The organism is Photorhabdus sp. RM96S (assembly GCF_042879335.1).
GTDB classification, from domain to species: Bacteria; Pseudomonadota; Gammaproteobacteria; order Enterobacterales; family Enterobacteriaceae; genus Photorhabdus; species Photorhabdus kayaii.
This window is the reverse complement of record NZ_JBHFKT010000093.1, coordinates 1-3,091: the sequence shown is the minus strand read 5'-3', so window position 1 is coordinate 3,091 and position 3,091 is coordinate 1. Positions and strand designations below refer to the sequence as shown.

1 rRNA gene is annotated in these 3,091 nt (G+C 54.5%); it reads right to left on the bottom strand.

The annotated features are described in order from the left end of the window. Positions 1–2,980, bottom strand: a 23S ribosomal RNA gene (locus tag ACGF49_RS24255); the annotation flags it as partial. Between the last annotated feature and the right edge of the window lie 111 nt (positions 2,981–3,091).

Here is a 3,091-nt window from a genome sequence, read left to right as displayed (position 1 = left end):
GCATCGCTGCGCTTACACACCCAGCCTATCCACGTCTTCGTCTTAAACGTTCCTTCCGTGACCTCAAGTCAAGGGAAGACTCATCTCAAGGCAAGTTTCCCGCTTAGATGCTTTCAGCGGTTATCTCTCCCGCACTTAGCTACCGGGCAATGCCATTGGCATGACAACCCGTACACCAGCGGTGCGTCCACTCCGGTCCTCTCGTACTAGGAGCAGCCCCTTTCAATCTTCCTGCGCCCACGGCAGATAGGGACCGAACTGTCTCACGACGTTCTAAACCCAGCTCGCGTACCACTTTAAATGGCGAACAGCCATACCCTTGGGACCTACTTCAGCCCCAGGATGTGATGAGCCGACATCGAGGTGCCAAACACCGCCGTCGATATGAACTCTTGGGCGGTATCAGCCTGTTATCCCCGGAGTACCTTTTATCCGTTGAGCGATGGCCCTTCCATGCAGAACCACCGGATCACTAAGACCTACTTTCGTACCTGCTCGAACCGTCACTCTCGCAGTTAAGCTGGCTTATGCCTTTGCACTAACCTCACGATGTCCGACCGTGATTAGCCAACCTTCGTGCTCCTCCGTTACGCTTTGGGAGGAGACCGCCCCAGTCAAACTACCCGCCAGACACTGTCCTCAGCCCGGATAACGGGCCTAAGTGAGAACATCGAGCATTCAAGGGTGGTATTTCAAGGATGGCTCCGCGCAGACTGGCGTCCACGCTTCTCAGCCTCCCACCTATCCTACACATCAAGGCTCCATGTTCAGTGTCAAGCTATAGTAAAGGTTCACGGGGTCTTTCCGTCTTGCCGCGGGTACACTGCATCTTCACAGCGAGTTCAATTTCACTGAGTCTCGGGTGGAGACAGCCTGGCCATCATTACGCCATTCGTGCAGGTCGGAACTTACCCGACAAGGAATTTCGCTACCTTAGGACCGTTATAGTTACGGCCGCCGTTTACTGGGGCTTCTATCAAGAGCCTCGCCTCGCGGCTAACCCCATCAATTAACCTTCCAGCACCGGGCAGGCGTCACACCGTATACGTCCACTTACGTGTTGGCACAGTGCTGTGTTTTTAATAAACAGTTGCAGCCAGCTGGTCTCTGCGACTGGCCTCGGCTCCGGGTGTTTCTCCCTTCACCTAACGCCAGCGTGCCTTCTCCCGAAGTTACGGCACCATTTTGCCTAGTTCCTTCACCCGAGTTCTCTCAAGCGCCTGAGTATTCTCTACCTGACCACCTGTGTCGGTTTGGGGTACGATTCAATACGACCTGAGGCTTAGAGGCTTTTCCTGGAAGCCGGGCATCAACCACTTCACCGCCGTAGCGGCTCGTCATCACGCCTCAGTGTTCACGGAAGAGCGGATTTACCTGCCCCTCCCACCTACACGCTTAAACCGGGACAACCGTCGCCCGGATGGCCTAGCCTTCTCCGTCCCCCCTTCGCAGTCGCATTCAGTACAGGAATATTAACCTGTTTCCCATCAGCTACGCCGTTCGGCCTCACCTTAGGGGTCGACTCACCCTGCCCCGATTAACGTTGGACAGGAACCCTTGGTCTTCCGGCGAGCGGGTTTTTCACCCGCTTTATCGTTACTTATGTCAGCATTCGCACTTCTGATACCTCCAGCAGCCCTCACGGCACCACCTTCAACAGCTTACAGAACGCTCCCCTACCCAGCAACGCCTTAACGTCACTGCCGCAGCTTCGGTGCATGGTTTAGCCCCGTTACATCTTCCGCGCAGGCCGACTCGACCAGTGAGCTATTACGCTTTCTTTCAATGATGGCTGCTTCTAAGCCAACATCCTGGCTGTCTGGGCCTTCCCACATCGTTTCCCACTTAACCATGACTTCGGGACCTTAGCTGGCGGTCTGGGTTGTTTCCCTCTTCACGACGGACGTTAGCACCCGCCGTGTGTCTCCCGTGATACCATTCTTCGGTATTCGCAGTTTGCATCGGGTTGGTAAGCCGGGATGGCCCCCTAGCCGAAACAGTGCTCTACCCCCGAAGATGAATTCACGAGGCGCTACCTAAATAGCTTTCGGGGAGAACCAGCTATCTCCCGGTTTGATTGGCCTTTCACCCCCAGCCACAGGTCATCCGCTAATTTTTCAACATTAGTCGGTTCGGTCCTCCAGTTAGTGTTACCCAACCTTCAACCTGCCCATGGCTAGCTCACCGGGTTTCGGGTCTATACCCTGCAACTCATTCGCCCAGTTAAGACTCGGTTTCCCTACGGCTCCCCTATGCGGTTAACCTCGCTACAGAATATAAGTCGCTGACCCATTATACAAAAGGTACGCAGTCACCCCACCCCAAAACGCTCCACGGCTTGTTTTTTGTGTTGGGCGTCGCTGTCGCTCCGCCAACCGTGCCGCTGTGATGCCGTTACGCATTTTGTACACCACGCAAAGCGAAACGCTTTGGTGGTGGGGCTCCCACTGCTTGTACGTACACGGTTTCAGGTTCTCTTTCACTCCCCTCGCCGGGGTTCTTTTCGCCTTTCCCTCACGGTACTGGTTCACTATCGGTCAGTCAGGAGTATTTAGCCTTGGAGGATGGTCCCCCCACCTTCAGACAGGATTTCTCGTGTCCCGCCTTACTCTTCGAACTCACAACCCGGTCATCTTCGAGTACGGGGCTGTCACCCTCTCTCGCCGGCCTTTCCAGACCGTTCCTCTGATGCCCGAGCTGATGCAGGTTCTGGGCTCCTCCCCGTTCGCTCGCCGCTACTGGGGGAATCTCGGTTGATTTCTTTTCCTCGGGGTACTGAGATGTTTCAGTTCCCCCGGTTCGCCTCATTAACCTATGAATTCAGTTAATGATAGTGCAACGCATTGCACTGGGTTTCCCCATTCGGACATCGCCGGCTATTACGCTTCATATCAGCTTACCGACGCTTTTCGCAGATTAGCACGTCCTTCATCGCCTCTGACTGCCTAGGCATCCACCGTGTACGCTTCGTCGCTTAACCTCACAACCCGAAAGTGTCTCGAATTGTTCAGCTTGAGAGACTCTTCACTCATATCCCAAGGATATCAGTGAGAATTTCAATTTTTCAGCTTGTTCCAGATTGTTAAAGAGC